General features: G+C 52.1%; 19 protein-coding genes and 1 pseudogene. 2 read left to right on the top strand and 18 right to left on the bottom strand.

Going from position 1 to position 26,089, the window contains the following annotated elements:
• Positions 1 to 39 precede the first annotated feature (39 nt).
• Together fabI and A7E78_RS00485 are read right to left on the bottom strand one after the other, a co-directional pair.
• Entirely contained in the window at positions 40 to 807 is a 768-nt protein-coding gene (gene fabI / locus A7E78_RS00490) for an enoyl-ACP reductase FabI (protein ID WP_072282435.1), read from the bottom strand.
• A gap of 70 nt (positions 808 to 877) precedes the next feature.
• On the bottom strand, positions 878 to 1,672 hold the full coding sequence (locus tag A7E78_RS00485) for a DsbC family protein (protein WP_072282434.1): 795 nt from the start codon (positions 1,670 to 1,672) through the stop codon (positions 878 to 880).
• 201 nt (positions 1,673 to 1,873) lie between these two features.
• Between A7E78_RS00485 and A7E78_RS00480 the strand changes: the two genes are divergently transcribed.
• A complete protein-coding gene (locus tag A7E78_RS00480) occupies positions 1,874 to 2,437 on the top strand; it encodes a manganese efflux pump MntP (RefSeq protein WP_072282433.1) in 564 nt (187 codons plus the stop codon).
• 123 nt (positions 2,438 to 2,560) lie between these two features.
• On the opposite strand, the pseudogene A7E78_RS15690 reads toward A7E78_RS00480, so the two are convergent.
• From A7E78_RS15690 to mog, 4 genes and pseudogenes are all read right to left on the bottom strand, one after another.
• Positions 2,561 to 3,577: pseudogene (locus A7E78_RS15690) on the bottom strand (TPM domain-containing protein).
• Positions 3,578 to 3,898: 321 nt separating this feature from the next.
• The gene (rlmKL, locus tag A7E78_RS00460) at positions 3,899 to 6,064 is read right to left on the bottom strand and encodes a bifunctional 23S rRNA (guanine(2069)-N(7))-methyltransferase RlmK/23S rRNA (guanine(2445)-N(2))-methyltransferase RlmL (RefSeq protein WP_072282430.1); all 2,166 of its coding nucleotides are present in this window, start codon (positions 6,062 to 6,064) and stop codon (positions 3,899 to 3,901) included.
• Between the two features lie 325 nt (positions 6,065 to 6,389).
• Positions 6,390 to 7,988 (bottom strand): SLC13 family permease, encoded by a 1,599-nt coding sequence (locus A7E78_RS00455; RefSeq protein ID WP_072282429.1) that lies wholly within the window; start codon positions 7,986 to 7,988, stop codon positions 6,390 to 6,392.
• A gap of 446 nt (positions 7,989 to 8,434) precedes the next feature.
• The gene (gene mog, locus A7E78_RS00445) at positions 8,435 to 8,983 is read right to left on the bottom strand and encodes a molybdopterin adenylyltransferase (RefSeq protein WP_072282427.1); all 549 of its coding nucleotides are present in this window, start codon (positions 8,981 to 8,983) and stop codon (positions 8,435 to 8,437) included.
• A 677-nt stretch (positions 8,984 to 9,660) separates the two neighbouring features.
• Here mog and A7E78_RS00440 point away from each other — a divergent pair.
• Positions 9,661 to 10,539 (top strand): fibronectin type III domain-containing protein, encoded by an 879-nt coding sequence (locus A7E78_RS00440; protein ID WP_072282426.1) that lies wholly within the window; start codon positions 9,661 to 9,663, stop codon positions 10,537 to 10,539.
• Between the two features lie 95 nt (positions 10,540 to 10,634).
• Here A7E78_RS00440 and prsR read toward each other — a convergent pair whose 3' ends face one another.
• From prsR to A7E78_RS00380, 12 genes are all read right to left on the bottom strand, one after another.
• On the bottom strand, positions 10,635 to 12,026 hold the full coding sequence (gene prsR / locus A7E78_RS00435; protein ID WP_072282425.1) for a PEP-CTERM-box response regulator transcription factor: 1,392 nt from the start codon (positions 12,024 to 12,026) through the stop codon (positions 10,635 to 10,637).
• A 60-nt stretch (positions 12,027 to 12,086) separates the two neighbouring features.
• On the bottom strand, positions 12,087 to 12,458 hold the full coding sequence (locus A7E78_RS00430) for a GxxExxY protein (protein WP_072282424.1): 372 nt from the start codon (positions 12,456 to 12,458) through the stop codon (positions 12,087 to 12,089).
• 489 nt (positions 12,459 to 12,947) lie between these two features.
• Positions 12,948 to 15,005 carry an XrtA/PEP-CTERM system histidine kinase PrsK gene (prsK, locus tag A7E78_RS00425; protein ID WP_072282423.1) on the bottom strand — a complete coding sequence of 686 codons (2,058 nt, stop codon included), beginning with the start codon at positions 15,003 to 15,005 and terminating at the stop codon, positions 12,948 to 12,950.
• Between the two features lie 117 nt (positions 15,006 to 15,122).
• Positions 15,123 to 15,494: a four helix bundle protein gene (locus A7E78_RS00420; protein ID WP_072282422.1), complete on the bottom strand. Its 372-nt coding sequence runs from the start codon at positions 15,492 to 15,494 to the stop codon at positions 15,123 to 15,125.
• 162 nt (positions 15,495 to 15,656) lie between these two features.
• Positions 15,657 to 16,289, bottom strand: a complete 633-nt coding sequence (locus A7E78_RS00415) for an exosortase C-terminal domain/associated protein EpsI (protein ID WP_072282421.1) — start codon at positions 16,287 to 16,289, stop codon at positions 15,657 to 15,659.
• A gap of 135 nt (positions 16,290 to 16,424) precedes the next feature.
• Positions 16,425 to 16,772 (bottom strand): four helix bundle protein, encoded by a 348-nt coding sequence (locus tag A7E78_RS00410; protein WP_072282420.1) that lies wholly within the window; start codon positions 16,770 to 16,772, stop codon positions 16,425 to 16,427.
• Between the two features lie 164 nt (positions 16,773 to 16,936).
• Complete coding sequence (gene xrtA / locus A7E78_RS00405; protein ID WP_072282419.1) at positions 16,937 to 17,770, bottom strand: exosortase A; 834 nt, start codon at positions 17,768 to 17,770, stop codon at positions 16,937 to 16,939.
• Positions 17,771 to 18,720: 950 nt separating this feature from the next.
• Positions 18,721 to 19,104, bottom strand: coding sequence for a GxxExxY protein (locus A7E78_RS00400; protein WP_072284968.1), 384 nt, complete (start codon positions 19,102 to 19,104; stop codon positions 18,721 to 18,723).
• Positions 19,105 to 19,334: 230 nt separating this feature from the next.
• The gene (locus A7E78_RS00395) at positions 19,335 to 20,774 is read right to left on the bottom strand and encodes a mannose-1-phosphate guanylyltransferase/mannose-6-phosphate isomerase (RefSeq protein WP_072282418.1); all 1,440 of its coding nucleotides are present in this window, start codon (positions 20,772 to 20,774) and stop codon (positions 19,335 to 19,337) included.
• A gap of 596 nt (positions 20,775 to 21,370) precedes the next feature.
• Entirely contained in the window at positions 21,371 to 22,870 is a 1,500-nt protein-coding gene (locus A7E78_RS00390) for an MBL fold metallo-hydrolase RNA specificity domain-containing protein (protein WP_072282417.1), read from the bottom strand.
• A 148-nt stretch (positions 22,871 to 23,018) separates the two neighbouring features.
• Positions 23,019 to 23,606, bottom strand: a complete 588-nt coding sequence (locus A7E78_RS00385; RefSeq protein ID WP_072282416.1) for a YdcF family protein — start codon at positions 23,604 to 23,606, stop codon at positions 23,019 to 23,021.
• 57 nt (positions 23,607 to 23,663) lie between these two features.
• Positions 23,664 to 26,084 (bottom strand): hypothetical protein, encoded by a 2,421-nt coding sequence (locus A7E78_RS00380; RefSeq protein ID WP_072282415.1) that lies wholly within the window; start codon positions 26,082 to 26,084, stop codon positions 23,664 to 23,666.
• Positions 26,085 to 26,089: the final 5 nt, after the last annotated feature.

The raw sequence follows: 26,089 nt of genomic DNA, 5'->3' as shown, positions 1-26,089 counted from the left end.
CGGCTGGGCCCTTTTCGCAGTTATAAAAGTAAAAGTCGATCAGGAAACGACGAAATTAAACCCGGCATCGACAAAATGGGTTTCGCCAGTAACGCCGCTGGACAGGTCGGAGAGCAGGTAAAGGGCCGACTTGCCCACTTCATCCTGGGTCACGGTGCGACGCAGAGGTGCGCGCTCGTCCATGACCTTGAGCTTTTCTTTGAACTTGCCGACAGCCGAAGCTGCCAGAGTCTTGATCGGACCGGCGGAGATGGCGTTAACGCGAATCCCCTGCTCGCCCAATTCGGCTGCCAGATAGCGGGTCGAAGCCTCAAGGGCCGCTTTGGCCACACCCATGACGTTATAGTTGGGTACTGCCCGTTGAGCGCCGAGATAGGTCATGGTGACGATGCTGCCACCATCTTTCATCAGCGGTGCCGCAGCGCGGCTCACAGCCACCAGGGTATAAGCGCTGATATCCATAGCCAGAGTAAAACCTTCGCGGCTGGTCTGGCTGAAGGGATTTTTAAGGTCTTCACGATTGGCGAAAGCCACGGCATGGACGACAAAATCAATGTCCCCCCATTGCTCGCCGACCTTCTTGAAAACGGCCTCAATGTCCTCGTCTTTTGACAAGTCGCAGGGCAGGACCAGTTCAGAATCGAGACTCTCAGCCAAAGGCCGAACCCGCTTTTCCAACGCCTCGTTAAGATAGGTGAAAGCCAGCGTGGCACCAGCGGCCCTCAGCTGCTGGGCGATTCCCCAGGCGATACTCTTGTCATTGGCAACGCCAAAGATAATCCCACGTTTCCCTGCCATCAAACCCATATTTGCCCCTCCTGAATAGAAAAGTTGATCCTGTCTTTTAACAAAAACCCGTCAACAAGGCAAGCCATTATCAACGTTTGCCAGGTTCTACCGAGGAATCTATTTCTGAGGAATCGAGCAAGTTCAAGAGTTGATCGGCTTTTTTATAACCGGAGAAAGGCCGACCATCGGGCAGTACCAGAGTGGGCGTGGAACGGATACCCAGCTTGCGGGCCAGCGCCAAGGTTTCATCGACCGCTTCGGCGCGGCACAAGGGCGGCGGCACCGACTTGCCGTCAAAGCTATTCTCCAGCATTTCCATGGACCGGTTACAAACAATGCTCTTGGCGATATGATATGCATCGGGATGCATGGCAAGGGGCAGCAACTTGATGTAAAAGGCGATATTGGGATCGCGAGCCACCACCTCCGGCAATTCGCGATGCAGCTTGGCGCAAAAGTGGCACTGAGGATCGGTAAAGACAACCACCTTTTTAGAAGCTTGAGGATCACCGATGATCAAGGCATCTTCTAAAGGAATGCGGGAAACATCAACCCGGTTAAGCGATGCCATCCGAAGCTTGGTGAGATTTTCACCATCCTTCAGGCGTACTACCTGGCCCCGGAGCAAGTGACTCTTGCTGTAGTTGATATATACCGGATATTTACGGCCGGACTTTTCAACCTCCACCGCCCACACTCCGGGCATTTCGGCCTGGTCGACTTTCAGAACCCGGTCGGCACCGGCACCGAGCAGAAAACCGGCTTCCTCTTTCGTGAGGCTATGACAGTCGGTGCAGCGTTTCTCTCCGCAATCCTCCTGGGGGAAGGCCGAAGCAATACTCGCCCAACCAATCAACAACAGCCCTATCAGTAAAAACCTCATTTTTGTCTTCCTTTCCTCATCGAACAACGAAAACCCTGCAAGCCGTAAGCCGTAAGGGATTTTAACCTATTACCTGTTACGCGTCACGCATTACGGATTCTAAAAGTCTTCTTTAACATTGACAACCAATCCCGCTGACTGGTACACCGACGGGAAACCAACAAAACCACCCTTGCGTGGCCGCTAGACAAAAGGAACCCCATGGATTTCATCACCCTGCTTGGCATCGCCCTGGCCCTGGCCATGGATGCCTTTGCCGTATCCCTCGGTGTCGGCCTGGCGGTAGCCCCCCTGACCGGACGCCATCTCTTTCGCCTCGGCTTTCATTTCGGCCTGTTTCAGGCCCTGATGCCGGTTATCGGTTGGCTGGCCGGCATCACCGTACAAAAACAGCTGGCGGCTTTCGACCACTGGTTGGCGTTTGGCCTGCTGGCCTTTGTCGGCGGCAAGATGATCCATGAAGCCTTCAAGGAGGAAGATCAACGAGAAACCGGCGACCCCACTCGCGGCTTGTCGCTGGTGGTGCTTTCGGTAGCCACCAGTATCGACGCCCTGGCGGTCGGCCTTTCTCTCGGCATGCTCGGTGTCTCCATCTGGAAACCGGCTGTCGTAATCGGCCTGGTCGCCGGACTGCTCACCCTGATCGGAATGCTCCTTGGGCGACGCATCGGCGCCCTGTGGGGACAACGGGTCGAGGTCCTGGGCGGCCTGATTCTCATCGGCATCGGCACCAAGGTTTTGCTGGAACATCTTTTAGGTGCGTAACTTCTAAAGGCCGTGAGTCGTGAGTAAAAAAACGTGAATCGTGAGTAAGAAGACGTGAATCATAAGTAACAGCACCATCCTCACGGCTTCATCCTCACGGCATCATCCCTCACGGCCCTTCCCTCACGGATCTTCATGCGGAAACCCGTTCCTATCGAATCGCAGGTCGTTAAAAGCGAACATGAATTCGTGTTCCGTGCTACGAAAGAACCACTGGTTTCGATGATTGAAGCCGAGCAGGCGGCTCATGGCGGAAAAATCGAGCATCCAGCCACCCTCACCGCGCCGCAGCAGATAGGGAGAGTTACGCCGCTGACCGATGGGAAAGCGCACTACCGCCAGTTCGCCCGCAACCACCACCCTGCCCTGTTCAATGACCCGTTGCAGCTCACGCAGTTCGTTGTCCTGCTGGGCATCCGTTACCAGCCAATTGCGAAAAAACTCCCTGGTTTGCGGCGTATAGAGACCTAAATCCGGATCTTTGATGTGCCCCTGCAATACCTGTAAATAGCGCTGCAAAGTCTCTTCCGGTGAATCCGCGGCGGCAAAAGGCGCGCTATCCGCCACACGCTCTTTTTCCCCAACACCACTGCCCACTTGCACGTCGATGCGGGCTCCGCCCCCACCGGACAGATGGGTTAGAGAAGTCCCTCCGTCGACCACATCAGCTATGCCAACTTCTGAGGCACGAGCGATCAGCAATTCGACCGTCGCTTCGATCCCGGCACCAACACGGCTGGCCTGAAAAAAGGGCGCCATCTGCTGATTTTCGACATAGCCGACAAAACCATCCGGGTAGAGCCCTTCCAGGTCGTAACCGACCTCCAGCCGCAGTTAATGACCCAACGGATCGATCACCAGCAACAACCCTCGGGCGCCGTGAGTTTGATTCCCGACCCTGTAATCCTCAAATAACTTCAGAGCCTTTTGGTCGAGATCGGCGGCTGCTCTTTCCAGGATCACCACTTTGAGTTCGATGTCCTGATTCCGCAACAGGCTGTGCGCAAAAGAGACCACCCGCTGCCGTTCAATCGGCGCCATCAGACCTGCCTGATCGTCTATCTCCTGATTATCTGTTCGAGGACAAGCGCAAAACAGCACAGTTGCCAAAATCAGAAATAGAACACCAAAACGTGGCATCGGCGCCTCCTGAAAAATCTGACTCAAAATCGTTTTTCACCGCCCGTTCGCTCTGCTCACTCGAGGACGCAGAGAGCACAGAGAAAAGCCTGAAAACCACATCAAGCTAGATTGGTGTTTGCCTTTCTCTGCGTCCTCAGCGATCTCTGCGGTGAAAAAGGTTTCTGCCCTTCTAGAAGGCCAATAGCTCACCCATCACCCATCACCCATCACCCATCACCCATCACCCATCACCCATCACCCATCACCCATCACCCATCACCCATCACCCATCACCCATCACCCATCACCCATCACCCATCACCCATCACCCATCACTCATCACGTATTACGAGCCTTAATACGCCAGCAATTGTGAATTCGTGAGTTGCGGGCAAAATCCTTGGGAATGGTGGCGGCGGTCAAATCTTCAATTTCCAGATCGGCCAGGACCTCACGATCAAGTTTGAATCGTCGCAGATTATTGGAAAAGAGCAACACCCCACCCTCGGCCAACAAAGCGACAGCCTGGCGTAACAAAGCAACATGATCCCGTTGCACATCGAAGGTTCCGGTCATGGACTTTGAATTGGAAAAACTGGGAGGGTCGAGAAAGATCAGATCGAAGCTTCCCTCGGCCTGTTCAAGCCAGGCCAGGCAGTCGGCCTGCAGCAAGCGATGATTCTCGTCCAGCTGAAAACCGTTCAAAGCCAGATTTCGCTGGGCCCATTCAAGATAGGTGCGGGACATGTCGACGGTCAGGGTCGACGAAGCGCCGCCCTTGAGGGCATGCACCGTAGCACTGCCGGTGTAAGCAAACAGGTTGAGAAAACGCTTACCGGCAGCCATCTGCTGCACCAACAACCGGGTCGGTCGGTGGTCGAGGAACAAGCCGGTATCGAGGTAATCGGTAAAGTTGACCAGAAAACGGCAATTGCCCTCCGTCACTTCATGAAACTGTCCCTCTTCCTGTAACTTTCGATACTGGGAGCGGCCCGACTGGCGGCTGCGCACTTTAAGAAAGATCTGTTCCGGCGTAACATCCAGAGCTTCCGGCAAAGCAGCCATAGCCTCTTTAAGGCGCCGTTGAGCCATGGTTGCATCAATGGTATCGGGGGCCTGGTACTCCTGAACATGCACCCAGGGACCATAAAGATCGACGGCCACGGCATACTCGGGCATATCGGCATCGTAGAGCCGGTAACAAGAAATGTCGTTCTTTTTTGCCCAGCGGGCAACCTGGCGCAGGTTCTTTTTAATGCGGTTGGCGAACATCTGCGCCCCTTCGCTTAAGGGGGCAGCCGGTTTGGCCGGGCGCTGATCCTTTTGCGCGCCAAAGAACCAGCGCTCGTTGATGTCAAAGTGGAGCAACTGGCATTGCAGGGCTCCATTATAGAGGTTATGTTTGCGCCGGGCGCGGATAGCCAGCTCTTTGGCCAGGTCGGGATTACCGGTGAAGACAGAGGCTTTCCAGCCAAGGAAATAACGACGCAGATTTTCACCCAGACGGCCGTAGAGATGCACCAGTTCGTCCCGTTCGCCGAGCCGTTCGCCATAGGGAGGATTGGCTATCAACAGCCCCGGCCGATCTTCCATATTGTCCGGTGGCCGCAAATCGGCCAGATCGGCAGTTGAGAAATGCAACTGTCCACCGAGCCCGGCCCGGTCGGCATTGAGATGCGCGGCACGGACCGCTTTGGAGTCCCGATCCCGTCCGGCAATCATCGGTAGTTGAGCCAGCCCCACCTTGCGCCGCTCCCGTGCTTCCAGCAGAAGCTCCCGCCAGATGTCCGGCTGATGACCTTTCCAGCCCTCAAAACCGAAATAAGGACGGTTCAAACCGGGGGCAATGTCGGCAGCAATCAACGCCCCCTCGATGAGCAGGGTCCCGGATCCGCACACCGGATCAAGCAACGAACCGCCCTTGGCGGCAATCTGGGGCCAACCGGCCCGAAGCAGAATAGCCGCAGCCAGATTTTCTTTCAGCGGCGCAAGCACCCCTTCAGTGCGATAGCCGCGACGATGCAGGCTTTCTCCCGACAGATCGATACTGAGGGTCGCCTGATCTTTGTCCAGATGCAGGTTGAACCGCACATCGGGCCGTTCCACATCGACGGAAGGCCGATTGCCGCAGCGATCTCGAAAGCGATCGACAATGGCGTCTTTGAGCTTGAGAGCCGCATAGCGCGAGTGGCTGATCTGAGATCGAACCACCTGGCAGGAAACCGCCAGGGTACCGTCGGCAGCCAGATGCTCCTCCCAGGGCTGAAGAAGCGCTTCTTCATAAAGTTGCTCAGGACTCGCTGCGGCAAAACGGGCCACCGTCAGCAAGACCCGGCTCGCCAAGCGGGACCAGAGGCAGACCCGATAAGCCAATTTAAGGTCGCCGGAAAAGGCTACCCCGGCACGGGTTTCCGCAATATTCTGCGCGCCCAAAGAGCGCAATTCCTCCGCCAGCAGCGGTTCAAGGCCTTTAGGGGCGGGAGCGAATAATTCGTATTGAGTCATGTAAAATTCCGTAATTCGTAATAGGTAAATCGTAATAGGTAATTTTAAAAACTTAACCCGTAATCCGTAATAGATGATTGGCTGGATGCGATGCGTAAGTTGTAAAAGGTTTTAACCCATTACGCCTCACGCATCACGTATTACGGGTTGTAGTATTACGGCTTGCAGTGTACCTCAGCAGACGACGGCGTTACCAGCACTATCCGGCAACCGGGCCAAGCCATGATGCATTCGCAAAACTCATTGGATGGCTAAGCAAAAATTTTGTCCTACAAGGCTTGATGTTTTTTTAGGGGCGAAGGCATACATTTAGTATGTCGAGGTCCTAAAAAAACGCCGTAACGCCGTAGGGCGGAATTTTTGCAACGCCATCAAGCCATTGGGGCAACTCATTGAATACAATGTGGAACAGGGGCACTACGAGGAGATAAGTCAGCAAGGTAATCAACAGGATGCTGAGAAGATTGAGACCGAGGCCGCTGCGAACCATCTGAGGAATCGTGATGTAGCCCGAGCCGAAAACGATCGCGTTGGGTGGTGTGGCTACCGGCAACATAAAGGCACAGGAGGCGGCCAGAGCCGCAGGAATCAGCAACAGCAGAGGGTTCTGGTGCAGTCCGATGGCCACCGCCGCCAGTAACGGCATCGCCATGGCGGCGGTGGCGGTATTGGAGGTCAGTTCGGTGAGAAAAATGATCATTGTAGTTACGGCAATCACCAGCAGCAGCAAGGGAGCTTGCTGCAAAAGCATCACCTGACCGCCGATCCAGCTCGTCAAACCGGTACTCTCGAATCCCGCCGCCAACGACAGGCCGCCGCCGAAAAGCACCAACACTCCCCAGGGCATTTTCACCGCCCAATGCCAGTCCATAACAAAACGCTGGCATCGCAGATCGACGGGAATCAGAAACAACAGCAATGCGCCGCCCATGGCAATGGTCGCATCGCTGATCATAGCCGAATAAGGCAGTAACGGCGCTAACCAACCCCGGCCGATCCAAGCCAGGGCGGTCAGGACAAAAACCAGCGCGGTCCACCGTTCGCCGGACTGCATGGGGCCGAGCTGACGCAATTCGTCCAGAATGATTTCCCGCCCTCCCGGAACCCGTTTCAGGCGCAGGGGATAGGCCCACCTGGTCAGCCACAGCCAGGTCATGGGCAGCAGCACTGCGGCCAGCGGCACCCCGACCAGCATCCAGCGGGCAAAGGTGATTTCAAAGCCGTAAGCGGTATGCAGGTAACAGGCGAGCACCATATTCGGCGGAGTGCCGATCAACGTCGCCACACCACCAATGGTGGCGGCATAGGCAATGCCCAGCATCAGGTTGATGCCAAAATGAAACCGACCCGGGGCAAAATCGATCGTCCGGTCCAGGCCTTCCTTACGCCCGAACTCGGCTACATGCTCAATGATAGCCAGGCCGATGGGCATCATCATCACCGCCGTCACGGTATTGGAAACAAAGGCCGACAAAAAAGCCGAAGCCAGCATAAAACCGAAAATCAGGCGGCCGGGCGAGAAACCGATCGAGCGCACCACCTGCATGGCAATACGCCGATGCAGATTCCAACGCTGCATGGCCAGGGCGATGATAAAGCCCCCCATAAACAGAAAAATCAGCTGATTGGCGTAGGGAGCCGCCGCCTGGGCGGTAGGCATGATGCCAAGCAAGGGAAACAGCGCCAATGGCAGCAAGCTGGTGGCGGGAATGGGAATCGCCTCGCTCATCCACCAGGTCGCCATCAGCGCAGCGACAGCCAACATACGTTGGCCTTCCGGGGCCAATCCCTCAGGGGTGGGCAGCAATAAAAAGGCACAGAACAAAAACGGGCCCAGCAGCAGACCGACACGCTGACGCCGGGAACCGTTATTCGCCCCCCCGGACGGCTGTGCGGTAACACCTTGAGATATTGTAAACTCCATTAAACCCACTTAGTAATTGGAAAAGAAAACTTCTGATATACGGTTATCACCCATTCGCTTCGCTCACTAGAGAACACAGAGAAAAGCTTTGTCTTGAATGAACTCCTCTGTGCCCTCTGTGTCCTCCGTGGTGAAATGACTTTCCTAAACACCCTATTTACCGCAGAGCTCGCAAAGATCGCAGAGAACATCTTGTACAGATTTATCTTATTTACGTTCTCCCTCGGCGCCCTCTGCGTCCTCGGCGGTTCCATTGGTCGGGTTTCAATTATGCATATGCTGATCAATAAAAACCGGGTTTACCACCCATTCGCTTCGCTCACTAGAGAACACAGAAAAAAGCTTTGTCTTGAATGAACTCCTCTGTGCTCTCTGTGTCCTCTGTGGTGAAATGACTTTGACCGTGTTTTCCTTCAATCCACAGAAAACCATTTCTTTTCCACGGATTATTTGATCGCGGATGCAGGACGAAAAGCCTTGAGACGTTTTTCGTCAGTTTCCAGATAGGGGCCGCCGAGCAAATCAATGCAATAGGGGATGGCCGGAAAAACCGCATCGAGACATTCAGCGATGGCCTTGGGTTGACCGGGTAAATTAACGATCAATGAACGGCCTCGAATCCCGGCGGTCTGACGGGACAAAATAGCCGTCGGCACCTTTTCCAACGACACCTTGCGCATCAATTCGCCGAAACCGGGCATCATCTTATCGCACACCGCTTCGGTCGCCTCTGGGGTGATATCGCGAACTGCCGGCCCGGTTCCGCCAGTAGTGATGACAAGGCAACAATTCTGCTCATCGCACAGAGTCCTCAGCGTCTGCTCGATGGTCGTTGATTCATCGGGGATCACCCGCAAAACCTCACGATACTCCGAGGAGAGCACTTGTTGAAGATAATCGACAATCGCCGGTCCACCGCGATCCTCGTACTCGCCGCGGCTGGCCCGGTCAGAGACGGTGACAATACCGATATTGGCAATAGGTCCTGTATCCATATCTTCTCCTATCTATACGATGGCTAAGCAAAATTTTTGACCACCAAGGCCTGGTGTTTTTTCAGGGGCGAAGGCATATATCGAGTATGTCGAGGTCCTGAAAAAACGCCGTAACGCCGGAGGGCGGACTTTTTGCGACGCCATCACGCCATGTCGTTATTTTAATACAAGCTGCTTTGCATATCCCTGTCAACTTGGCCCTTGAGGCGCCGCTGACAAAGTTTGTCAGTAGTTTATCAGAAGCCAAGCAATATACGAGAACAAACTGTTATCACACATCTTTTCAGCCTACAGGCCTTATAAAACCTGTAGTTGAAGAACAGTCTGTCGCTATCGAAAAGACAACCAATCGAAGAACAACCTCCTCAGGGCCCACACATTGCCTCTCATTCGAGTACAAAAAATGGATCACGGTCCCACCACAAGCAGCCTAAGCCATTAAAACCCCGGCACTTTTCCTATCCTGAGGACATTCGGCTATTTGCCTGACATATTTTGTCAGCTGGTCTCTCCATAAAACTTCGATAACAATACCTTTCCGGGCAATGCTTAAGAAAATTTTCTAAAAACAAAATCTTCTCTTTATTTTTCAGCCACTTACAGTAGATACAAAACAAGGCACGCCCCTTGCTTTTCAGAATAAGTAACGAAACCAATTTTCTGAGCAAGAGGCTCCCATGATAAATACAATTAAATTGACCATCGCCGCTCTGATGATACTGGTCATTTCTCTGCTAACCTGCCCCGGCCTGTTGCTGGCGCAAAATATCGAGCTCAACTGGGAGTCCAGCGTCAGCGACGACGTGGCCGGATACAAGATCTACTATAAGGCCGGGTCCAGTGAATTACCCCTGGATGGCATCGAAGCCTTGGAAGGGCCATCGCCCATCGACGTCGGCGACGTAACATCCTTCACCCTGACCGAACTGCCGGAAGGATCGGTCTACTACTTCCGCGCCACCGTCTACGACAGCACAGGGTACGAAAGCAGCCTCTCCAACCTGACGGCCAGCGCCTGGATCCCCGCACCCGTCGCACCGGAGATGGGTGAGACAGCCGGCACCCCGGCCACCTTGATCTGGAGCACGCCGCCGGCAGATCTCAACCTGACCTTCACCCTGCGCTACGGCACCGATCCTCAGCTACAAACGGGCAGTGCCACGATTGCAAGCCACCATGGCGATTCCGCTCCCCCCACCACGCCCGCCTCGGCACCGTTGCTCGCCGCCATGGTTTGCCTGGTCGGTTTAAGCCTGCGCCAACTGGCGGCTCGCCTCGGCAAACAACGCCTGCTGGCCCTTACGGTCTGCGTGGGGTTAGCCCTGTCCACCGCCAGCTGCGGTGGCGGAGGAGGTGGTGGTGGAGGTGGAGGAGGCAGCAGTCCTTCGGCTACCGTGTCGTATGATAGCGACACTATCGTCGTTGCCGGCCTGACCGACAGCTATTACACGACCGACGACCTGGAAGAAGGCGCGACTTATTATTGGCAAGTCATCGCCGTGGATGGCGACGGGCAGGAATATGAAAGCGAAACCAGTTCTTTTGTAGCGGAGTGAATCAGTACAAGTAATCAGTAACAAGTGATCGGTGATCAGTAAAGGCTGAAAACCCATCACTCATCACCTGTCACTCGTCACCGCTTTTAAACTCCTTACAAACCATGTTTTTTCATCAGATCATAAAGAGTCGGCCGGCTGACACCGAGAATCTCGGCACTACGCACGATATTGCCGTCCTCCTTCTCCAGAGCGATCAACAGCAGTTCCTTCTCCAAGCGCTGGCGGGCTTCCTTCAGAGTGAGGCCTTCATAAGCTAAAGCGATGCCGCCGGCCTGCCCATTCTCAGCAGGAACTTCAGCCGGCGCAACGTCGACAAACCCCAGGTCTCCGGGTTCCAGAAAAGGCTGATCGGCCATGACCACCGCCCGTTTGATCTTGTTCTCCAGTTCCCGCACATTGCCCGGCCAGTCATAGCCCCGCAAAGCTTCCATAGCATTTTGACCGATCCCTCGAACCTTTTTTCCGAATTCGCCATTGTATCGATGCAAAAATAGATGCGACAATAAAAACACATCGTCTTCTCGCTCTCGCAGCGGCGGCAGGTCGACGCTGATCACCCCGAGACAGTAGAAAAGATCCTCGCGGAAAGTACCCTGCTGTATCGCCTGTTGGATATCGATATTGGTCGCCGCCACTACCCGTACATCGACCTCGATGTCCTGTCGGCCGCCGACCCGCTGGATGACCCGCTCCTGGAGAAAGCGCAACAGCTTCACCTGAAGCGGCGGCGGCATCTCCCCGATTTCATCAAGGAACAGGGTCCCGCCCTGAGCATATTCTATTTTGCCCTTTACCTGGGACTGAGCTCCGGTAAAAGCCCCCTTCTCATGGCCGAACAATTCCGATTCCAATAGATTCTCCGGAATCGCGCCGCAGTTGATGGGTACAAAGGGACCTTCTTTACGCAGGCTGTTGTCGTGCAACGCTCGCGCAACCAATTCCTTACCGGTACCGCTTTCACCCAGAATCAACACCGGAACATCGACAGAAGCCACCTTGCGAATCGAAGTAAAGACCTCCTCCATTTTCACACACTGGCCGAAGATCCCCGACAGAGACCGTTGTTCGGCCTGGGTAGCCTGAAGCAGGCCGCGGTTTTCCTCTTCCAGGGTTGCCAGGTGAAAGGCCCGCTGTAGAATCGTCTTCAGCTCCGCCAGTTCGATGGGCTTACTATAAAAATCGTAAGCGCCCAGCCCAACGGCCTTTAGAGCATTCTCCCGTTCCTCATTCCCGGACAGTACAACAACCTTGGTGCCGGGTGCGTCGGTGAGAATTTCCTTCAAGCCGCGAAGCCCTTCAGTAGCACCGTCGATATCGGGAGGCAACCCAAGATCCAGGGTCACGACCTTGGGTTGATGGCTGCGAAACAATCGCAAACCCTCGTCGACATCAGCGGCGAGAAGCAGCTTATAATCCTTTTTCAAGCCCCACTTCAGTTGTTGACGAATCTCAGGGCTGTCATCGATAATCAGTAGTTTTTCCAAAACGATATAACTCCAAAAAGCATCGGTTTAACCACGAAGGACACGAAGAGCACGAAGGGATCAGAGAACGAAACGCTTGATTCCATCTTTAAGCCTGTTGACGTTAAAGTTAAGCAATAGGCCGGTTTTGACACTTGCAAGTTTCATATAAGTCAACAGTTGCGCTTCGTGGACAGCCTTGATTTGCTCTACACTTTTTAGTTCAACAATCAGATTATCCTCAATAAATAAATCAACCCGGTAACCACACTCAAGACGGATACCCTTGTACTCTACTGGAAGAGGATGTTGCAGTTTAAAATCAATATTATTAAAACTCAACTCATGGGCAAGACACTTTTCATAGGTTGACTCTAACAGGCCCGGCCCCAACTCACGGTGAACTTGTAGCGCACAGCCAATCAGTTGATTCGAAAGTTCATCAAAATCCATTCTTCGTGTCCTTCGTGCTCTTCGTGGTGGAAGAACCTACTTATCCGGAATTTGAGGATGGCAGACAAAACCACAAGGTCTAAGGTAAAGTCAGATATGAATACTGCCGCACCTATTGCCTGACTTAGGCTTAACCAGTTGCTCATCTTCTACAAGGGTCCAAGCTTAGCACCACGAAGGACACGAAGTGCACGAAGGAATCAAAGAACAAAACACTTGATTCCATCTTTAAGCCTGTTGACGTTAAAGTTAAGCAAAATGGATCTTATTGAGCCCGAAACCTTGATTTAAGTCAGTAATTACGCTTTGTGCACGCTCTTAACCTGTTCAACAATTAAATAACCCGACTCGACAATTCATCGAAGTCCATTCTTCGTGTCCTTCGTGCTCTTCGTGGTAACAGCTTTTCATGCAGTGGAATATTCAACCCATTACTCGTTACTAATTACTTATCACGCCTTTTACAGGTCACGAATCACGCATTACGTGTTACGGATTATCAACAAGCGGCAACCACACAGTAAAGGTCGTTCCCTGCCCTACCCGGCTATCGACCTCGATGCGGCCACCGTGGGCTTCGACTATATTCTTACACTGATAAAGACCAATGCCGAAGCCCTTGGCTTTAGTCGTCTGAAAAGGCTGGAACAACCGCTCGCGAATGAATTCCTCGCTCATTCCACAGCCTGAGTCACTCACCTTGAGATAAGCCTCTCCCATCTGGCCGACTTCCAAGCCGATCGGCTCATTGCTGCCGCTGGCCTCGTGGGCATTGACGAGCAGGTTCTGCACTACTTTCTGCATCTCGCCCTCGTCGACCTGCGCAGTGACCGGTTCACCGGTCACTGCCACTTGAAGTCCACCGGCCAAACGTACCCCTTGCTCGGCCAATTCACGCAGGTCGGTAAAGTCCAGCGTCAACTCCTTAGGCCTGGCGACATTTCTCAGGCGGGTAATCAGTCCCTTCATGCTGGACACAGTAGCGGTCAGCGTCTCGAGCATGTCGCGCTGAAAGTCAGGGTCATCCAGATAATCCGAGGCGTTTTCAGTCACCATGGCGAGGTTCGAAGCCAGGTTTTTAAGATCGTGTATAACAAAAGTCGACACCCGCCCCATGGCCGCCATCTCCTGGGCGCTGCTGAGTTGAGCGGAGAGTTTTATGCTAAGCAGGGTGGAAGTGGCCTGGCGGGCCAACATCCGCATCAAGTCAAAATCCTCATAGGTAAGTTTTTCACCACTATTAAGCTGGGCTCCAAGCAGCAAGAGTCCTGCTGGATCGTCCCCAAAAACCAAGGGGATGGCCCAAAAAGCTCCACAACGGCGAAAAAACTCCCCATGCTGCTGCTCCAAGGCAGGGTGTCCCTGCTGGAGATCGACGATCCAGTCAGGATGGTCACTGACATGACTCAGCAGCGAGTCGTCACCATAAAAAACATAGTCGTCCACCTGCATTTCGTATTCGCAGCGACAGATAAAACGGCCGTCATCGCTTTCTTTTAAAAACAGAACTCCGCCTTTCAAGGCAAAGGTCTGACAGAAACTGCGTAGAATAGCCTTCTTAAGCTCTTCGCTGCTGCGAACATTCGACAGACTACCGGTAAACTGCTGCCATTCAATCCGATAGTCATACTTCTGGCGATAAAAATTCTTATGCAGAAAAACACTGAACTTGCGCTTCAATCGGTCAGAAAGCAAAAACGCCAGAACAGCCAACACCCCACCGAACAAAAGCAGGATCAAAATGGATTGACGAAACGACTCACCGAAATAACGCAACCCCTCGCCGAAAATGCCGAGGAACAAAAGATAGCTGCCTACCCCCAGCAGAGCCACCGAGCGAAAGACCATTTGCCGCGAAACAATGATGTTTTTCGCTTCGCCCCGCACCAGACGAGAGTAACCTATCAAGCCTACCGCGGCCCCCAGCATCAAGGTCCGCACCGGCATCATAGCCATATTCAACGAACGGTACAGCAACCCCTGGCTGTAATAAAAGATCAAGGCCGCCAATAACAGGCAAGCGCCGAGCATCTCATATTTGGCCCGCCATCGCTCTTCCCGGGGCAGCAGCGTCAGAGATTTTTCCAATTGAGTTAATGCCAGCACCAACAGCACCAGCAGGACAAGATAGAAAAAGAAACCGTATTGGCCAAGAAACAGCAGGCTTTCGGTACCAAAATCGGGAGAGTAATACAAAGCGTTGAGATCGACAAAGATCGCTACCACGGGAAACAAACCGGTTATGGCCAGCAGTAGCCGCGACGGCATAGCGATGGACTTCCAATTGCCGTCCCAGGCAATGGTCCAGGCATAAAGCAACCAGCAGAAGGGCAACAATGCCTCCGCCAGCACCGCCCCCCGTTTCCAGTCCAACAACCGTGCAGGAAGTAGCAAACTGGTCAGATCGAGACCTTCCAGTACGGCACAGGCCGCCAAGGCCGCCAACAGAGCGGTCTTGTTCAAGCTGCGCGACTTGTTTCCCAGCAGAGCCAGACCAACACCGAGCGTGCCTAAAATGGCTATAAATGAACAGATAGTTTGAAACATTAATGTCCGTGATCCGTGATGAGTAACGAGTGATCTGTGAAAAACTACAAGCCGTGATCCATAATGGGTAACGGGTGATCTATCGATTGTCACGCGTCACTGGTCACTGTGCATTCGTTATTGCCCAAGTTTACTTCTGACATAATTGACCAAGCCCGAGAGCATTTTTCTGATATTTTCTAATTCACACATTGTTGAATCTGGCGATGCTAAATATCCTAGGTTCTTAGAAATAAGAAGTTGAGTTTCCAATTCGGCCAAGGAACCGAGCGAAACATAAAGATACTGCAAAAATTCCTTCTTGGAATTCCGCGCAGCACCTTCTGCAATGTTAGACGGCACAGATACTGCCGCCCTTCGCATCTGGTTAGTTAGCCCGTAAATTTCTTCCTTGGGGAAATTTCCAGTCAGTCGATAAATTTCTGAAACCAAGGCCATACTCAACTGCCAGACATCCAAATCTTTGTGATGGGAAATTTTAGACGCCATCAAAACCCTCAAGATTCAAGATCAGTGACAAGTGACAAGTGACAAGTGCAAGGGAAACTCTTTTCAATCGCCGATCAAGAACTTTAATCGGTCACACGTCACAGATCACGGTTTTTGCCCGTCACAGATCACAGATCACAGGTAACGCGTAACGATCTTGCCTCACTTGGGAAGCACTGAACAAATGTGTGGATAAAAGTCGCGAACGAACCGTTCTCCTACCGCTACCGCCTTATCGAGATCCTCTGTAACCGGCACCGAGATGCGAATAAATGCCGAGTCCTTGCGATTGTAAAAAATGGAATTGGTCACCTCAGCAATTTTGAGGGCATATTCGTTGACGAGGCTTTTCCCCTTGACCTGAAACCAGTAGATAAATAGTTCATTGCTGTAGCCGTTCTGGTAAACAGCTTTTACAAGATGGATATTTGCCCCATCCACCGTCAACTCGCCAGTCTCCGCCGACAGTTCCTGCCAACCGCTACCCGGCAGACAGTGCTTCGGCGAATGAATCGGACCGCTGTCTGGACCGCCGCCATGATAGCCGAGGTAGAACCCGACCCGGTTGCCCTTTTGATCCGTATAGCTGCGGGACAGATAATCGGTCGGCTTGAGCACTTCCAATATCCGGTCGTCAAACCGGGTCTGACTTGTCATGCGCCAGTCGCTCTGATGATGTGGAATTTCCGCCAATGGTCGATTAACCGGCACCGCCACATCCTCGTGCAAATGAACGAACAGGGCTGCAGCAATGAGCAGAGCGTAAACGATGAAGAAGCGATATTTGGTAATCATTGGTTTTAAGTCCGTAAAGCGTAATCCGTAACGCGTAATAGGTTAAAGGCCCATGCCAACTACAGAGCAAATGAAATAAATGTCGTTTTTAGAAAGAACCCATCAAATCGCCCCTGTGATCTTAAAGCAAACCAACTATTTTTTAAGATGAAAAATAAGACCGTTCAGCATTCTTTTTACCCGTTCGACCTTTTCTAAAAAGCTCTCAATCGCAAGAGCATATTCCAGGTTATTTGAAATGATCAATTGAGTTTCAACTTCAGCGAGTGATCCAAGAGAGATATGCAGAAACTGAATAAATTCCTTCTTTGAATTCCTTGCTGCACCTTCGGCAATATTTGAGGGGACAGAGACCGCCGCTCTTCGCATCTGGTTTGAGAGGCCATAGATTTCTTCCTTTGGAAAAACGCCTGTGAGTTTATAGATATCCGTCACAAGGCCCATGCTTAGTTGCCAAACATCCAGATCCTTGTGGTTTTTCATCTCTCCCCCTTTAAAATCCGTAAGCCGTAAGCCGTAAGCCGTAAGCCGTAAGCCGTAAGCCGTAAGCCGTAAGGCGTAAACGGTTAACCCCCTTAAGCCTTTAAAAAGTTTTCAACCCTTTATGCTTTACGTATTACACATTACGAGCTTTTACCAATTACGCCTCACGCCTTACGTATTACGGCACTAAATGCCACCAATAAAACCATAGCCATGGCAAACACCGCCATCCCGGCAAACTCGTGAAAAAAACCCTCCGCCGCGGCCCTGCCGTAATATTGGGCGAGAAAGCCGGTGACGATAACCCGCAGCATATTGGTGATGATGGCGATGGGGATAGCGGACAATACCAGAAGGGTCCGCTTCAGGTTGGTCTTCTGCGAGAAGAAGGCAAAGGCCACGCTCAGGGCCAGCAGGGACATCAGCGAGCGCAGTCCGCTGCAGGCGTCTGCCACTTCCAGTACCGTCTGCGGAAACATGATAATATTCCCTTCCCGCCAGACGATGATGCCAGTGGCCTTGAGCACAAAGACCGAGACCTTGGTAATGAACAACTTCAGGGGAAAAGCCATGGCATCGTAGACGATGTAGGGCAAGGGAACCATGAACAAGAGGAAACCGATGGGCAGCGCAAGAACTTTCAGCACCTGCCCACCGAACCAGTACAGAACGATACCGGCCAATAGAAAAACCAGTGAGGAGCGCATGGTAAAGTATTCGGTGCCGGCGATACCGACCACCAGCAGAGAAAGGCTGGCCAGAATAACCGGCAGCCCCAGACGGCTGGGACGAATCGGTGTCGTACGCAATTCCGGCCATTTTTGGTATATAAAATACCCGGCAATCAACGGCACCAGAAAGCCGTGGGAGTAGTTGGGATCATCTGACCACTGCCCCGCCATATCCGGCACCACGGTGGCGTAGACCACCGCCAACAACGGCACCAGCAAGGCCAGGTACCAGGCATCCCTTTTCATGACATCAGCAACACATTGCATGTGTATCCCCCATAAGACTTAAAGGCCGTAAGCCGTGATTCGTAACGCGTAACAGGTTCAATCAATCCTTGGGATGAGCCCCCTAAACCCTCAATTGGACGCTGGTCAAGCAAAACCAAAAGCCCTAAACACCATATTTACCGCAGAGATCGCAAAGAACGCAGAGAAAATCTATAACTATGGTCAATCCTCTTTATGTGTTCTTTAATTTCCAGGAAATGGAAGGTTATCAGTAGGCCAAGATTCCCTCCCCCTGAATCTTATCCATCCTCTGCGTACTCGGCGCCCTCGGCGGTAAGTAGCCTTTTAATCCTGTTCTCTTTCAAACCCTTTTACCGCAGAGATCGCAAAGAACGCAGAGAAAATCTATAACTATGGTCAATCCTCTTTATGTGTTCTTTAATTTCCAGGAAATGGAAGGTTATCAGTAGGCCAAGATTCCCTCCCCCTGAATCTTATCCATCCTCTGCGTTCTCGGCGCCCTCGGCGGTAAGTAGCCTTTCAATCCTGTTATCTTTCAAACCCTTTTACCGCAGAGATCGCAAAGAATGCAGAGAAAATCCATAACTATGGTCAATCCTCTTTATGTGTTCTTTAATTCCCAGAAAATGGAAGGTTATCAGTAGGCCAAGATTCCCTCCCCCTGAATCTTATCCATCCTCTGCGTACTCGGCGCCCTTGGCGGTAAGTAGCCTTTTAATCCTGTTCTCTTTCAAACCCTTTTACCGCAGAGATCTCAAAGAACGCAGAGAAAATCCATAACTATGGCCAATCCTCTTTATGTGTTCTTTAATTTCCAGAAAATGGAAGGTTATCAGTAGGCCAAGATTCCCTCCCCCTGAATCTTATCCATCCTCTGCGTACTCGGCGCCCTCGGCGGTAAGTAGCCTTTCAATCCTTTTATCTTTCAAACTCCTTCACCGCAGAGGTCGTAAAGAACGCAGAGAAATTCAATATTTGTTGACTATCCTTTTTATACCGTCTTTGACTCTCAAGGAATGGAAATTTATCAGAAGCCCAACCTTCTGCTGCGCCACCTTCAAATATGAGAGAAGTTGGGCATCATGGATCGGCTGCAGTCGATCGACAGTTTTCAGCTCCAAAATTACTTTGTTTTCGATCAACAAATCCAAGCGATAACCACAATCCAGTTGAATACCCCGGTAAGCAACCGGAAGCGGCTTCTGCCGTTCAACTTGAAGGCCCCTTTCGGTCAGTTCAAAAGCAAGACAAGCCTCATAAGCTGATTCGAGAAGCCCGGGACCCAACTCCCGATGAACGGCTATAGCTGCACCGATAATAGCGTTGGTCAATTGATCAAGTTCTTCATTCATGCTCAATCCCAAAGCCTGATTTTCCCCTATGCCGTCGGCCAAACACCTTAAACTACATATTATTTACCGCAGAGAGCGCAAAGATCACGGAGAAAACCTATAATTATAAACAATCCTCTTTAGGTCGTTTTTGACTTCGAAGAAATGGAAAATTATCAGTAGACCAAGCTTTTCCCTCTGTATCTTGTCATTCCTCTGCGCCCTCGGCGTTCTCTGCGGTAAAACGCTTTTCAATCTCTGCCGAAGGTATCCTCAAAACGCACAATATCATCCTCCCCCAGATAACTGCCCGACTGCACTTCGATGAGTTCCAGAGGGATGATGCCGGGGTTCTCCAGTCGATGAGCCACCCCGAGGGGAATATAGGTAGACTGGTTTTCCGTAAGGGTAAAGCTCTCTCCATCTTTAGTAATCCGCGCCGTGCCCGTGACAACCACCCAGTGTTCGGCACGGTGATGGTGCAATTGCAATGACAGGCTGGCGCCAGGATTAACCGTAATGCGCTTGACTTGGAACCGCTCGGACTGGTCGATACCCTCATAACTGCCCCAGGGGCGGTTGACCCGGCGATGGAGCAACGCCTCCCCTCTACCCTTGGCTTTTAACCGGGCCACGATATCTTTCACATTCTGCACCCGGTCGCGGGCAGCAACCAGCACCGCGTCCGCCGTTTCCACCACCACGAGGTCCTCCAAACCAACTGCCGCCACGATGCGCCCGGAGGAATGCAGATAACAGTTGCGGGCATCCTCGGTAAGCACGTCACCACGCAACACATTACCGTCGGCGTCCGGTTCGCCCGACTCCCACAAGGCTGACCAGGAACCGACATCGTTCCAGCCGGCATCCAGGGAAATTACCGCGGCCGTATCGGTCTTCTCCATTACCGCGTAATCGATGGAATCCTTCGGGCAGGCAGCAAAAGCCCCGGCATCGAGACGAACAAAGTCAAGATCCTGCTCGGCCTGTTGCAATGCCTGTCGGCAACAGGTCAATATTTGGGGCGCAAATTGTTCCAGTTCTTCCAGGTAACGGGAAGCCCGAAACAAGAACATGCCGCTGTTCCAGTAATAACCGCCTTCGGCCAGGAATTGTTCCGCTGTAGCCAGGTCCGGTTTTTCAACGAACTCGGTTACCTCAAAAGCAGTGTCCTGAACGAGCTCTTGCCGGCAACCGCCAGAATTCAAAGAAGCGCCTCGCTTAATATACCCATAGCCCGTTTCCGCCTTGTCCGGAACGATGCCGAAGGTAATCAGCCGCCCCGCCTCGGCCAGAGGCATCCCGCCTGCAATCTCTTCACGCAACGCCTCTGCGTCCCGAATCACATGATCGGCCGGCAGCACCAGCAGTAAAGGATCATCTCCTTCAACCATCGCCTGCAGGGCCGCCACCGCCGCAGCCGGAGCGGTATTGCGTCCCACCGGCTCCAAAAGGATGGAAGCCGCCGGACAGTCGATAAGTCGCAATTGCTCGGCGACCATAAAACGATGGTGCTCGTTGCACACTACCAGCGGTTTGCCCATGCCCGCCAGTCCGTCCAGGCGCAGCACCGTTTCCTGAAGCAGGGTGGCATCATTCACCAACGGCAACAGCTGTTTGGGATACAACTCCCGGGACAAGGGCCATAAGCGGGTACCCGAACCGCCGGATAAAATCACTGGAATCAGCATGCAATCTGCTTGTTTCTTTTTTTCTTCAATCAAGTTATGGGGCGCAAATTTGTAAATCCGTGAGTAAAAACACGTGAATCGTATAAGTCCTTACACCTTACGTTTTCATCCTCACGGCACAATCCATCAAGCATTACGGCCTTAAAGTTCTGTTTATTACCACCCGTTCGCTTTGCTCACTAGAGTACACAGAGAAAAGCCTTTGTCTTGAATGAATCTCTGTGCTCTCCGTGGTGAAATGACCTTGCCCTACCTCCTTGAACTAAGTCATAGGCCTTAAAACAAGAATTGGACAGTGCTCACATCCGATAATGACCTTACGCAGACCGATCAAAACCCTGGCATTTACCACCCGTTCGCTTTGCTCACTAGAGTACACAGAGAACCCCTGTTGAGTTATTGAATTTCTCCGTGCCCTTTGTGTTCTCTGTGGTAAAAGGGTTTTTGTTATGCCTACGCACCAAACGTCCTTAGAACTAGAACTGGACACAGAATAGTGTAACGCTGTAATCAGTAATCAGTAAGAGTTAGTAGTAACGGCTGACAACCGGTCACGCGTCACGCATCACTCATTACGGCTTTCAAACCTTATATCATTAAGGGATATCAACCAGCAAGCCTGGTATGACCTGTTTCAGCTTCGCCGCCAAAGCTCGTTTGGCCTCGGCATCGCCATGCACTAGTCGCACGGTATGGGGCCGATGGCGCATACGCCGGACAAAGTTGATCAGGTTCTGCTGGTCGGCGTGGGCCGAATAATCGCCGATGGTGTGAATCCGGGCGCGAATCGGATAGCGCTTGCCGTCCAACACCACATAACCGCCCCGGGGTCCATAAACCTGAATGTCCCGCCCAGGGGTTCCGGCTGCCTGGTAGCCGACGAACAGCACATCGGTGCGCCGATCGCCGATCAGTGCCTTTAGGTAGTTGACTATGCGCCCGCCGCTGCACATGCCGCTGGCGGCAATCACCACACAGGGACGGCCAGTCTTCTGCAGATAGGCGACGGCCTGCTGATGATCGGTATGGCTGTCGATGGTAGTCAGTTGCTCGAAGCTGAGCGGATGTCGGCCACTTCGCACCTTGCGACGGGCCTCCGCATCCCAATAAGGACGCAACGCCCGATAGGCCTCTGTAAAGCGGCTGGCCAGCGGCGAATCGACAATGATCTCCAACTCGTCCCAGGGCAAACTAGCAGGGGTCGTACGATTCCCCTGGCGGTGAATGATCTCTTCCAGCTCGTAGAGCAGTTCCTGAGTACGGCCGATGGAAAAGGCCGGCACCAGCACCACCCCCCGGTCCTGCAACGCCCCTTCGATCAACCGGCGCAATTTCTGACGCCTCTCCCGTCGCCCTTCGTGCAGCCTGTCACCATAGGTCGCTTCCAGCACCAGCACATCGGCCCGGTAGGGTGAACGAGGCGCCGGCAACAGCGGCGCATAGGGTGCGCCGAGATCGCCGGAAAAAATGTAACGCAGCTCGCACTGACGGTTGGTGGCCGCAAGGTTATGCTCATTAGTTACAGGCAAATGACCGCTGTCTTCTGACAAAGAGCGTACCCTGCATTCCACATAGACCGAGCCGAGAATATGCCCTGCCGGCTGCAGCTTGATATCGAGCCGAACATCGGAATCGGTCTCGATTTTCTGCCAGCGCCCATATGGCAACGGCACGATCATTTTTTGCAGACGTTTGAGAAAACGCTCTACCAGGCGAGAGTCCCGTGTGAAACCAACCTTTACTGCGTCTTCCAAAACCAGCGGCAGCAAGAGCGCGGAAGGTTCCGAGCAGTAGATCGGCCCTTCAAAGCCTGCTGCCAGCAGATAAGGGATACGCCCCACATGGTCGATATGCACATGACTGACAACCAGGGCCTTGATATGTTCAATGGGAAATTCGATGGTCTGCCAGGATTCGTTGTCGCCTCTTAATCCTTGCCCTTTGGATCTGGCTCCCTGCCCCTCCGCCTCCTCCCCTTGGAAAAGACCACAATCGATGAGGATGCCGCTCTTCCCGGACAAACGCAATTCATGACAGGAACCGGTAACGCCCTGCAAGGCCCCGTGATGGAGAATTTGAGGATATGTGTTGCTCATTTTAAAGCCGTCACTCGCCTTAAAATCCGTGAGGCGTAAATCTTAACGGGTTTAAAAGAAATTGTGGTATATGACTTCACTTATTACCCATCACGTATTACGCATTACGGAAGTATTGCTAACACTCATCACTCATCACGAGTCTTTGCTAATAACGAACCCGATAATAGATATACTTGCCAAACTCAACTATCAGCGTCCTGTATTCGGCGAGCTCTTGCCAAATAGTGGATTCATGTTGTATGGCGCCTTCAGCGCCAAAAATTCCAACTTGCACGGAAGAATCTTTAAATGCCCGCTGAAAGGTCCACAACGTACGGCGAGTATGGTAGTCAGAGGTCACCACCAGCAGACGCTCTATCCCGCGGTCCTCTACATACCGTAGAACGGCCCGTACATCGTGAATCGTGCCGCTTTTTGAAAAGGGCAAGTTCACGATAGCAGATTCCGGCACTCCAAACTCGACCAGTCTGCGAGCTGCCCATTCCACCTGATAAAGGTTGCGCTGATGTTCCTTTGACCAACGACCGAGGACGCCGTCGTTGGTCAGCAATACTTTCTCAACCCCTCCCTCGCGATATCGAGCTGCAGCAACAGGCAATCTGATGATTGAATCCCCAGCCATCACCACCAACACCACTGGACGGCTGACTTTCTGCTCGACGGCTAAAAAGGAAGAGCGTTCAGCCCTTAGTCCCAAAGTGAGTCCTGCTGCAAAAAGCAGAGAAGCCAGCACGTAGAAACTTTTCCGAGTGATATAAGGTGCCATTAGTCAGCAGTGTTGTTGTTCGAATTACTGCAAGGTACGCTCTTTAAAAACCGGCGGACCAAAAGACAACACGCCCTGACTTGAAGACACATGGTCGCCAGTCGCATCGACTGTCAAGCTGAAATCCCTGCTGTCGGTTACTCTGACTTTATATCTTGTATTCGGAGGCAGCCCAAGCAGAATATGCCTAGGGCGATCTTCTTGGGAAGTTTCGACTGTATAGGAAATATCACCTGATACATCCCCCCCATCTTGATCAGCACTAAAAAGAACGACCCAAGGTATGCTGCTATGCTGGATATAAGCACCCCGCATTTTTCCATCTGTGGATAAAAAGCCATCTGCTGTGGTCATTTGGTTCTGGGTGGAACTAGTCGCTTCAATCACATGTAAAAACTGATCGTATTCCTGCTCAACATTTGGTCGCGCTTTCACATAGTTATAAACACCAGACTCCACTGCCGTACTGTAAGAAACGGCAGGATGGAGCGTCTTAACAAACGCCTTGGAACTGCCATTGGAAAAGGTGATGGTTTGCGTTCCAACATCCGTTGTAGGGGTGCCAGGATACTGCGTTTGCCAATCTTTCCATTTATTTGCGTTGGTTGGATCGGTGCGGGTTACGTCATAAACAACAAAGAGATTCGGGCGCAGATACAAGACACTTTTCAGGTAAATATCAGCAGTTTTTGAACTGTAGTAGTATTTCTGATAACCACCACGCAAATCAGCTTTTATATAGTTGTAAGCAGCATCGTGTTCTTGACCAACGACAGATTTATCTAACACCCACTGTGTACCCCACGGGCGTTGACTACCTGTAGTGCCGGATACGCCAAAGCGCAAAACAGACTGCCGCCACTCATCTCGGTTTAAACCAGCATCCCAAACCAATTTGTCATTACCACGAATTACTTGAAACGCCCCTTCATCGTAATTTTCATGGGTTGAACTGGTGCCGTGCCCTAACTGAAACCACGATGAAACAGTGTCCGACAAATCATCCCAGCTACTGTGGAAAGAAAACAAGCCGCTTCCCTCGTTCCAATAGTGGAGAGGGAGCGTTTTGTAGTCTGTTGTACTCGCTGAATCGAATTTAAACATGAGCTGCGACCAGTCGTCCGTAACAACGGCAAAGTCGGCAGTATCCAAATAACTTTGGGCTATTGGCGCATAGGTGGTATCACCGATTTGATCAAGCACGAATTTTGGCATAAACAAATGGTAATCAAACGGACGACCAACGGCGCTACCGCTCCACTGCCCATGATTATACATATCGGTCATGTTTGCGGCGGTGGAATGGATATAACTCTGCACCATCTCCTGGGGGTGGCTGGTATCGTTGAAAAAGTTATATCCTGTAGCCGTATACATTCCCCACAAGGCTTGATAAGAGCGGAAATAACCACCGCCATAATTCCACCCCTCAACGGCATCCCCACCCTTCCCGTATTGGGGATCATTCCAATAAGCCTTGAGCTTATTTTCCCACATTTCACTTAAGGCGTAATTGTAATAAGATGCCGCGTCTGCGTTATCTCCATAGGTAGCCACACCAATCAGAGACATCATTGCAAAGTGACCGGACCAGAAGTTATCCCCGATGTCCTCCCACGAAGCGCCAGTTTGATAGAAGTCGCTAACAGAGGTGCAAACATTGGTCACGCCGTCACAAACGCCATCAGACTGTTCATGATAACGCACCCCATCATAAACAACGCCATCGTTGTAGGTAGAAGTAACACCCCTGACCCAATCGAAGTAGCGAAACATAACATCTTGCCAAAGGGTTCTTTCAGCCGGAGTCAACAGGTCATATAGCCAGTCATAGGCAATGGGCAAGGCCATCATTGCCCTGGCAGGATAACCGTATTTTCCCACCCGGTACGTTGGCGATATATACTCCCCCGCTACTGTTGCGGCTGTGACTTCATCGGCATTGTTGGTCAGGTTATAAACCGCATCCCCTGCCCGCATCATCAATATGCCGTTGTCGTTCTCTTCGCCAACAGAGTGCGTTGCGATCATGCCGTTAACAATATCAACCGCTTGATTGCCGTAAAGCTCTGCCGTGGTCGGGTCGCTGGCTTTCAATATCTGATAAGCTAGAGAATAGTTAACAATGTTTTTAAGCCAACCAAGCCCTCGATAACTGCCGAAGCTATGGCCATCCCAGTTTATTGATCGCCAAGAGGGATTCGATGGTGAGGGGCATCTAACATCATAATTGGTAGCTGGGTAATTATTGGTTAACCAAGTGCTTAAACTCTGCCACTCTGGGGTGTTCTCGGCCATGTCAGACCGCAGTCGTGCCAACTCCGAAGAGGTAAGCCAAATTCTAGGATGGGGACCATCGGGAAGATAGTCTGGCAGGCCAAAACCATATGTAGTTGCAACAAAAGTTAAGCAAATAATTGCCTGTAAGAAGAGATGCTTTTTCATAGGTC

Source organism: Syntrophotalea acetylenivorans (genome assembly GCF_001887775.1).
GTDB lineage: Bacteria > Desulfobacterota > Desulfuromonadia > Desulfuromonadales > Syntrophotaleaceae > Syntrophotalea_A > Syntrophotalea_A acetylenivorans.
Note: the sequence above shows the minus strand (reverse complement) of the source record. Positions and strands in the feature narration are given on the sequence as shown.

Bases quoted from the DNA above. Each gene is read 5' to 3' on its own strand.
- A7E78_RS00395 (WP_072282418.1), bottom strand. From the start codon at position 20,774: ATGCTGATTCCAGTGATTTTATCCGGCGGTTCGGGTACCCGCTTATGG.
- A7E78_RS00380 (WP_072282415.1), bottom strand. From the start codon at position 26,084: ATGAAAAAGCATCTCTTCTTACAGGCAATTATTTGCTTAACTTTTGTT.
- A7E78_RS00485 (WP_072282434.1), bottom strand. From the start codon at position 1,672: ATGAGGTTTTTACTGATAGGGCTGTTGTTGATTGGTTGGGCGAGTATT.
- A7E78_RS00430 (WP_072282424.1), bottom strand. From the start codon at position 12,458: ATGGATTTTGATGAACTTTCGAATCAACTGATTGGCTGTGCGCTACAA.
- A7E78_RS00415 (WP_072282421.1), bottom strand. From the start codon at position 16,289: ATGATTACCAAATATCGCTTCTTCATCGTTTACGCTCTGCTCATTGCT.
- A7E78_RS00440 (WP_072282426.1), top strand. From the start codon at position 9,661: ATGATAAATACAATTAAATTGACCATCGCCGCTCTGATGATACTGGTC.
- A7E78_RS00410 (WP_072282420.1), bottom strand. From the start codon at position 16,772: ATGAAAAACCACAAGGATCTGGATGTTTGGCAACTAAGCATGGGCCTT.
- A7E78_RS00420 (WP_072282422.1), bottom strand. From the start codon at position 15,494: ATGGCGTCTAAAATTTCCCATCACAAAGATTTGGATGTCTGGCAGTTG.
- A7E78_RS00400 (WP_072284968.1), bottom strand. From the start codon at position 19,104: ATGAATGAAGAACTTGATCAATTGACCAACGCTATTATCGGTGCAGCT.
- mog (WP_072282427.1), bottom strand. From the start codon at position 8,983: ATGGATACAGGACCTATTGCCAATATCGGTATTGTCACCGTCTCTGAC.
- A7E78_RS00455 (WP_072282429.1), bottom strand. From the start codon at position 7,988: ATGGAGTTTACAATATCTCAAGGTGTTACCGCACAGCCGTCCGGGGGG.
- rlmKL (WP_072282430.1), bottom strand. From the start codon at position 6,064: ATGACTCAATACGAATTATTCGCTCCCGCCCCTAAAGGCCTTGAACCG.
- prsK (WP_072282423.1), bottom strand. From the start codon at position 15,005: ATGTTTCAAACTATCTGTTCATTTATAGCCATTTTAGGCACGCTCGGT.
- fabI (WP_072282435.1), bottom strand. From the start codon at position 807: ATGGGTTTGATGGCAGGGAAACGTGGGATTATCTTTGGCGTTGCCAAT.
- xrtA (WP_072282419.1), bottom strand. From the start codon at position 17,770: ATGCAATGTGTTGCTGATGTCATGAAAAGGGATGCCTGGTACCTGGCC.
- A7E78_RS00390 (WP_072282417.1), bottom strand. From the start codon at position 22,870: ATGAGCAACACATATCCTCAAATTCTCCATCACGGGGCCTTGCAGGGC.
- A7E78_RS00480 (WP_072282433.1), top strand. From the start codon at position 1,874: ATGGATTTCATCACCCTGCTTGGCATCGCCCTGGCCCTGGCCATGGAT.